General features: G+C 38.5%; 3 protein-coding genes. All 3 read right to left on the reverse strand.

Translation table 11 applies throughout. The features are described 5' to 3' along the window. Nucleotides 1–1,816 (reverse strand): condensation domain-containing protein (locus MHN30_RS23630; protein WP_239361297.1); only part of this gene is annotated, 1,816 nt, incomplete at its 3' end. Further along, nucleotides 1,813–3,795, reverse strand: a complete 1,983-nt coding sequence (locus MHN30_RS23635) for a non-ribosomal peptide synthetase (protein ID WP_239361298.1) — start codon at nucleotides 3,793–3,795, stop codon at nucleotides 1,813–1,815. The genes MHN30_RS23635 and MHN30_RS23630, both read right to left, overlap by 4 nt. Before the next feature lie 3 nt (nucleotides 3,796–3,798). Continuing rightward, on the reverse strand, nucleotides 3,799–7,109 hold a 3,311-nt coding region (locus tag MHN30_RS23640), incomplete at its 5' end, for a non-ribosomal peptide synthetase (RefSeq protein ID WP_239361299.1).

Here is a 7,109-nt window from a genome sequence, read left to right on the forward strand (position 1 = left end):
CTAAAGGAACATACGCCCCCCCTGCCTTCAAGATACCCATTATCCCTATCACCATCTCCAGCGACCGCTCTATACACAACCCAACCAATGTATCCGGCCCTACACCATGCTCCGAACGTAGGTAATGTGCTACTTGGTTCGCTTTCTCATTCAACGCTCTATAACTTAGTGTACGACCTTCAAATACCACCGCCGTCTGCTCTGGCGCATTCGCTACCTGCCCCTCAAATAAATCATGAATACAAGCCTTCTCTGGGTAAGGCTGCGCTGTGTTGTTAAGGTCATTGAGTAATTCATTCACTTCTTGGTCATTTAATAGCTGAGGTATTGTAAGTGGTAATTCAGAACCGCTATCTATCTCACTCACAATATAGCGCAAAGCACTTACATATCCGTAAAGTAATCGCTCACCATCATAATCCGTAGCTGCATCAAAACTTAACTCAAATGAATGGCCCATGTCTGTTACCGACAGACTAAAGGGAGTAGTAGAAACGGTATTACATGTAATTAAATCGAAAGGAAGAGCATCTAAATCTAATTCTTGTGAGTATCGATAGTTAAATATACAGTTAAAAGCAACATCAAAGTTATTGCTTCCTTTTTCTAGAGCTGTATTCAAGGGGACATGTTCATATTGTGTTAGATTTAAAAGTTGAACATAGAGCTCCTTTAGTTGATTACGAACAGTATTATTCGAAAAGCCTATTCTACACGGTAAAGAGTTTAAGAACATTCCAACAGTCGTACGATAATCAGGATGCATGACTCTCCCAGTCAGCACTGTAGGAAACAATACATCTTTCGAATCACAAAACTTTGATAAAATCATACCCCACGCAAGATGAAATATACTTGCAGAACTGACACCTGACTGTATCGAACATTCTCGAATTTTAGTCTGAAGCTGCGCATCAATCGGCTGACGATACTTAGTTGTATTTACCAAAAAGTCAGTCTCATTAAAAAGCAGGGTCGGTGAATCAAAGCCCTTTAAAAGTTCCTCGAAATATGTTGCCTTTACATGTGGTTGCTTATTCTGTTCTAGTGCATATTCAAATTGCTGTTTTACATTAGGTAAATTAATGAAGTCTCCATTATAGATACTTACCAGTTCATGCATCATAATTTCAAGGCTTATATGATCACTCGTAATATGGTGACGCTCAATAAAAAGTGTTTTTTCGTTACTGCCTTCAAGGTGTAGAACATGAATGCGCGTCAAAGGATCTAACTCGAGGTCCATAGGGCTTTTCGAACACTCAAGCTCTTCGAGTTTTTCATGTAGCTCTTGTTCTGAGAAGCAGTTAAAAGAGTTGATTGGTATCTCAACGCGCTTTTTCACCAACTGATAAGACTGAGGCACATTTCTCCATATTATTGAGGTCCTGCACGATGCATGCCGCTGAACAACTTCAGTAAAACAGCGTAGGACCTTATCCAGTACATTTTGTCCATCTACTTTCAATATAAAATGAACAATATATGGGTCTAACCCATCATTTAGAATATGATCTAAAAGCATACTTTCTTGAAGGGGTAATAACGGATAAAAGCCCTCAATATCAGATTCACTGAGCCCGAGACGTGAAAGCGTGGCAACACGGTGTTCCACACCTAGCTGATACTCTTCATCTAGTTGTTTTAATTTATAGTCTTGCAAGTACTTTATTATGTAGGGCTTATTGAGCTTAATCTCTTCGGTGATTTCTTTCGTTAACACTGAGCGATCTGCATTAATTTTAAGCTTTCCGGAGGCTCCCAACTCCATACTGATACCAAGAGTATTACAATGAGCGATAAACTCTTCGATCATATTTCAAGCTCCACTTGGTCTAACTGTTCTGCCTTAGACTCTGAATTTCCCTCTGTAACAGCTGTACTATCAATATTTTCTGTGACCCAATCTATCTGGCTTTGCAGTGTAAGTAAGGTAAACAAGTCCCTAGTATCCATTACCAAACCGAATTCATTCTCAATCTTTTGCATCAATTGCATTGCCAATAACGAGTGCCCACCTAATTCAAAGAAGCTATGTTCTAATTCAATGGATTCCTTTCGCAGTACTTCTTTCCATATGAAAGTTAGTCTGTCAGCAATGCTATTATTAACCGACAAGTCCATGCTAGCTGGCATTGTGTTTGAGTTTAAGAGCATGCCTTTATCTACCTTTCCGCCGCTAGTTAAAGGTAAGGTGTCTAGATAAGTTAACGAGGTAGGGTGCATATATTCTGGCAGCTTCGAACTCAAATATTGATATATAGCTTCAATAGAAGGCGATTCCGACTCTCCAACTAAATAGCCTTCTATTCTCATATCATTTTCACTTTTATTGCCAAGCACCACAGCTTCTTTGATACCAGTAAAGTCTTTCAGTACGCCTTCAATCTCACCAAGGCTAATTCTGTACCCTCGATACTTAATCTGGCTATCTGTCCTACCAAGAAATTTAATTCTATTATCGTCTAATACCTTAACCAAATCTCCAGTTTTGTAAGCTCTAACTTTTTTAGACTCAATGTCCAGCTCAACAAACGCTTCGCTCGTTGCTTTATCGTTATTAAAATAACCAATAGCGACTCCATCACCAGCAATGTACAGTTCCCCCTCAGAGTCAGAGCTCTGTAGTTTTTCATCCATAATATAAAGCTGAGCGCCATCAACTGCTTTTCCGATTGACACTTCATTATCATTAGTTTGGACTTCTAAGGTTGCGTTTACTGTTGCTTCTGTTGGGCCATAAGCATTTATCACCTTTCTATTCGCAAGTATTCCATAATTGAATAGCTCTGCCCAAAGCGCCTTGCTGATGTCGTCACCACTGACGATTAAATTAACGTAAGTTTGTGTCGCTATAAGATGTGGTAGAAGATACTCCATGACAATTGGGGGAGCATTTAAAACAGGAACATCGAATTTTCTTACCAAAGAAACTAATGATTTAGGATCCTTCACATCAGTGTCACTGGGAATTACCAGTGATCGTCCCTGTGCAAGAGAAACCACCCCTTTTATCGAGGCATCAAAGGCAAAAGAAGCGTTCCACAACCAATTTGAACAGTCAGTTAGATTAAGAAGACGGTATTGTTGTTGCATTACATTTTCATAGTAATGCAGGTTTTTATGACTACAGGCAACTCCTTTCGGCTTACCTGTTGAACCTGATGTATATATTATATAAGCAATTGACTCTTCATCTATATCAGAAATATTTGGCAGTACTGATTTGTCAAACTCCTCTAACGCCATAATATCGTCAAACAAAATAGGCGTCGCGATGCTCTTACTACTTGCGTCTACATCAACATCGGTTATCAACAACTCTGCTGATGAGTTTTTTAAGTAATAGCTTACTCTCTCATTTGGATTTGCAGGGTCAATCGGTACATACGGTACATTTGCCCGTAAAGCTGCATAAATAGCAATCATAGTATCAACCCCTCGACCCATCATAATCGCTACCGGCTTGTGATTAGAGTGAGCAAGGATGTAACATGCTAAATGCTCAACTTGCTTAAGCATTTCGCTGAATGATAACACTTTGTCCCCAAAAATTAAGGCTGTTCTACTTGGATGTTTTACTACATTCTTTGCAAATTGCTCAATTAAACTAACTTTACCAAGATTTTTACTTTGCTGCTCAATAATATGATTAATTAAGTTCTTCTTTTCGTTACGAATACTCTGTTTCAAATCCTCTGGAAACTCATCGCCCATCTGCTTATACTTTAGCTCACCTTCATCAACATAAAGCAAAATACCAGACTCAACGGCCCTTTTAATTAGATCAAACATAAATCAAATAACTCCACAATTATAATTATCTTCTAGCAACTTACTTTCATAAGCTTCAGAAACTAAGACATTTTCTAAATATAAAACAAGATGACCAACACTATTATTATCAATAAGATAAGCGGGTTCTAGATCCAACGAGAACTCTTTATTAAATGCAGCCGCTATCTTGGCAACATCATAAAAACTCTCATACTCTAGGAGATTTTCGTTTGTATCAATATGCTCAACCCCCAAGAGCTTACAAAGTATGGACTTTACTTTTTTATAAGCATACCCCTGCTCATTAACAACAGGCTCTCTCCCTCTGACTAATAATTGACTTGCATTAATTAGCTCTGTAACCCATTCAACATTATTTGTTATTTTTTCCTCACAAAGAGATGAGACTATAGTTTTTGATATGTACTTAAATATAGAAAAAACAGCTTCTACATTGATTTTACTATCAACCTTTAGAGTAATATGAAACTTATTGATATTATCTGTAACTGCTAGAATTATGGGAGATGATGCTCCCATCTTATCTTCATCACCAATATAATCAATAACGTGATTTTTGACTGCTGTTTCAGTAGCAAAGCCGTATCTATAATTCAGCACTCCGTTTATTAAGCTTTCACTTCCCTTTAATTGAGTTAGTGCTTTAGCCTGCCCTATCGGAAAGTGCTCATGTGATAAATATCCAACCAGTTTCTCAGCGACAGATGTATACAGTTCAATCAATGTACAGCCATTGGTATTGACTCTAAAAGGTAAAGTATTCATTAACATCCCAACAGCATTTTCACTGCCAGGAGGCGCATTTTGCCGACCTGAAAATACAGTCCCAAACGCTACGTCTTTATTCTTAGAAAGCACAGACATTAACATTGCAAAGGCAGTATGAAAGAACGTTGCAGGTGAATAGTTATGCTGTTTTGAAATTGTACGAATGCTTTCTTCCAGTTTTGCGTCAAGATCGATTTCTTTTGTCGTAACTTCGCCTGAAAAATTGGCTTGTGAAATACCGACTATATTTGATGCATTAGTGAACCCTGCTAGCTGCTTTGCAAAAAAGTTTTTGTCTTCATCATTACTATTAGCATTAATTATATGTGCCACAACGCCTTTATAAGGAACAGGCTTTGCAAGTCGTTCAGCGTTACCAGATATAACGCTCACCAATTCTTCTAGCACTATATTAGCACCTTCATGGTCAAGCATAAGGTGATGTGTAACTAATCTTACATGATGATGCTTGAGTTGGTTATTTGTACCAATAATTAATAGCATTGGTGGCAGGGTATCAATATTATAATCATGAGTAATATAATCCATTTGGCTCTCTGGATCGCCGACATTACTTAATTCATGATAATCAACCCTAATCTGATATTTTCTCAAAACAACTGAAACAGGAACCGGCAACACCGGTATAAACACACTTCGTAAAGCATCATGACGAACTATTACACTGTTAAAGCTTGAGATCAGTGTGTCTATCTCATCCTTGTTAACTCTCATGGAAATTGATTGCCAACTAGGATCCTTTGCCGGGTTTGCTAAGTGCTGGAAAAGAAAGCCATGCTGAAGCGTAAGTAACGGCAAAATATCTTGTATATTGCTTGCACCGCCGTGTACCGTTGCTGAAATCTTCGAAATGGTTTCTTCATCTAATTTAGCTAAGTCGAACATATCAGCTGATAACCGTTCTGTTCCAATTGGCACTAGACTTTTAGAGTTGTAAACAATGTAAGTATTTTGATTTGCAATTACAAGTTCCGCCATCTCTTTCAACGATGCTGAGCGATAAATATTAGCAACAGACAAAAGGTAGCCCATATCTGATAGCTTCGAGATTGCAGTAGGCACTAATAGAGAGTGTCCCCCAAGCTCGAATAGATTTGATTCCATACTTATTTCGGAATTTGGAAGCTGAAGTAATTCTGCAAATACATTTAATATAGCTACTTCAATGTCGTTAACCGGTTTTACAATTTCCACCTGAATCGAATTCACATCAAATTTAGGTAAGGCGCTTCGATTGATTTTACCATTAGGAGTCAGAGGCCATTCTTCAACGTGAATGTATAATTCTGGTACCATATGTAAAGGTAGATGCTTAGCTAATTCAGTTCTAAGCTTGTGCTTCATCGCCTTAGTGGTATCCAGTGAATGGTTGCTTTTAGTTTTTATGTAAGCAAGAAGCTGAGCTGATCCTGCTGCTTCTGTTGTTGTCACTAATGCGGAATCAACTTCTGTCAATTGACCCAATTGATATTCAATTTCACCAAGCTCTATCCTCATTCCTCTAATTTTTACTTGATGATCCGTTCGACCTTGGTATTCAACTTCTCCATCAGCTCTTAAACTTGCCAAGTCTCCCGTTCTATATAAACGCTTAGAGCTGTTTTTTCTATCCTTGTCAAAATATGGATTTTCGATAAATTTTTCTCGGGTTAACACTTCATTATTGTGATATCCCCGCGCCAATCCAACACCTCCAATATAGAGCTCACCCACAACACCAAATGGTACGATATTCTGGCTTGGATCTAAAATGATAAGCTGGGTGTTATAAATAGGCTTTCCTATTGGCACACTTTGATGAGATCCATTAGCACAATCCCAATAGCTAACATCAATTGCCGCTTCTGTCGGGCCGTATAAATTATGTAACTCCGCATTAGGCAGTACCTCTTTGAACATTTGCACATGAGTTGTTTGCAATGCCTCTCCACTACAGAACACCTGATTAATGCTTGTGCAATTATTGAAGGTAGCGCAACTTAAGATAACTCCAAGCATAGACGGAACAAAGTGTAACTTTGTTACTCCTGAGTCTATGACAAGTTGGGTTAAATACTCTGGATCCTTATGGCCATCAGGCCTTGCAATAATTAGTTGGGCGCCAAAGCCTAATGTCCATAGAAATTCCCATACTGATACATCAAAACTAAAAGGTGTTTTTTGAAGAATTTTATCATTTGCACTCAGACCATACTTTTCATCCATCCAAATAATTCGGTTAACCAAAGAATGATGTTCAACCATCACGCCTTTTGGTTGTCCCGTTGACCCCGATGTATAAATTACATATGCCAAATGACTTGAGGTAAGCCCTATCTCCTCCCTATCTAGGTTCTCTTTACTATAATCAACACATGCATATCCCGTCGTATCCGCCATCCCATCTAAGCAAAGAACTGCACCTGCAAACTCTCCCAGTACATCCCGCTCTTTCGTACCGCTCAACACGATATCAACCGCTGTATCTGCTAATAAGTAACTCAGTCGCTCTGCCGGATAATTCGGATCTAAAGGAACATACG

The organism is Pseudoalteromonas sp. OF7H-1 (genome assembly GCF_022347825.1).
Taxonomy (GTDB): Bacteria; Pseudomonadota; Gammaproteobacteria; order Enterobacterales; family Alteromonadaceae; genus Pseudoalteromonas; species Pseudoalteromonas maricaloris.

What these genes read in the sequence shown, in the direction of transcription:
- MHN30_RS23635 (WP_239361298.1), bottom strand. Translation starts at nt 3,795, where the DNA reads ATGTTTGATCTAATTAAAAGGGCCGTTGAGTCTGGTATTTTGCTTTAT.